Annotated in this window: 1 protein-coding gene and 1 pseudogene; both read right to left on the reverse strand. The window is 65.3% G+C overall.

Going from position 1 to position 1775, the window contains the following annotated elements; genetic code table 11:
- Window positions 1-333: pseudogene (locus GBC55_RS29690) on the reverse strand (aspartate dehydrogenase); the annotation flags it as partial.
- A gap of 10 nt (window positions 334-343) precedes the next feature.
- A partial coding sequence (locus GBC55_RS29695) for a thiamine pyrophosphate-binding protein (RefSeq protein ID WP_247267083.1) occupies window positions 344-1775 on the reverse strand: 1432 nt, incomplete at its 5' end.

The raw sequence follows: 1775 nt of genomic DNA on the forward strand, positions 1-1775 counted from the left end.
GGCGGCAGCTTCCAGGCGCTCGACCAGGCCGACTTCGGACAGCGCGCCGACCGAGACGATCAGGCAGGCGATGCCACGTTCCAGCGCCGGCAGCACATGTTCTTCGATGGCGCGGTGGCCGGCGCACTCGACCAGCAGGTCAGGGCGCGCATCGGCCGGCAATGCCGTCAGCACCTGCGGTGGTTGTTTGAAGCAGGCCAGGCGCTGGCGTACCAGCTCTTCGGAACCGGCCGAGGCGATCACGTAGTCGACGCACAGCTGCGGGTCTTTCTCCAGCAGTTCGAGCACGCCGACGCCAATGGCGCCGCAGCCGATCATGGTGATGTGCAACATGACGAAGTCCTCAGGCCGTGGCTTTTTGCGCTTTGGTTTCGCTGTTGGGCGGACCGGCGAACTGGGTGGCGAAGCTGCCGACGGCGAGCATGTCGACTTCCAGCAGGAACGGCCCCGGTTGTGCCAGCGCACCGTCGACGACGCGACCGAAATCCTTCAGGTCGGTGACCAGGCCGTGGCGCAGGTTCAGCGATTCGGCCAGCTTGGAATAGTCCGGCGTGTGCAAGTCGACGTAGCAGTGACGGCTGCCGTAGACCGCGTCCTGGATATTGCGGATCACGCCGTAGCGCTGGTCGTTCATCAGCAGGATCACCACGTTGGCGTTCTCTTGCACCAGGGTCGCCAGCTCACCGAGGTTGAGAATGAAACCGCCGTCACCGGCCAGCGCGAAGACCTTGCGTTCAGGCGCCGTTTCCGCCGCCGCAACCGCCGCGCCGATGCCCATCGACAGGCCCTGACCAATGCCGCCACCCAGCGCATGCACGCCGGAACGCGGGTGGTACAGCGTCAGCAGGCGATTACCCCAAATGCTGTTGGACAGCGTGACGTCGCGCACCCAGGAGAAATTGCGCCCGGTGATGGCTTGCAGCTGTTCGACCATGGCCGAGTACGGACCCAGGTCGGCGATCAGTTGCGTGCGGGATTTCTCGCGAACGTCCTTGAGTTCTGCGAGGAACGTCGGGTCGATCTGCAGACGGCCTTCCAGACGATCAGCCAGGCCTTCGAGGGCCAGTGCCGCGTCACCGCAGATGAACAATTCGCTGTTGTAGCTGCGACCTTCGATGGCCGGGTTGGCGTCGATGCGCAGGGTGTTGCGCGGCAATTTCAACGCGTACTTGAAGGTCTCGTTGCTGCGCAGGCGTGAGCCGGCGATCAGCAGGGCATCGCAGCTTTGCAGGAATTGCTCGACGCGCTTGTTTTGCGAGAACGCGCCCAGGCAGCGCTCATCGTCTTCGTTGACCACGCCGCGACCCTGGGTCGAGGTGATCACGCCGACGCCCATGTCCAGCAGGCGTTTGACCTGCGGGCCGGCATGCCGCGCGCCGCCGCCGAGCCACAACAGCGGTCGGGTGGCACTGGCCAGACGCTCGGCTACCAGGTCCAGCGCTTCGGGCGACGGCACGGCCACCGGGACCGGCAGCGGGGACAGGTCGGTCGGCATCGTGATGAAGGTGGACTGGATGTCGATCGGGATTTCGACGCTGACCGGACCGGTCGGCGCGGTCAGGGCGGTCTGCACCGCAAGCTTCATGGTGCTCAATGCGGTTTCGACGCTGCGCACACGGAACGCGGCTTTCGACACGGCCTTGAGCATGGTCAGTTGATCGCGGGCTTCGTGGATGTAGGCGAATTCCTGGTCCAGGTACGGCGTTTCGATTTGCCCGGTGATGTGCAGCAGCGGCGTGCCGGCGGTCAGCGCTTCGACCATCGCCCCGGCCGCG

It is taken from the genome of Pseudomonas sp. TNT3, assembly GCF_010095445.2.
In the GTDB taxonomy this organism is placed as follows: domain Bacteria; phylum Pseudomonadota; class Gammaproteobacteria; order Pseudomonadales; family Pseudomonadaceae; genus Aquipseudomonas.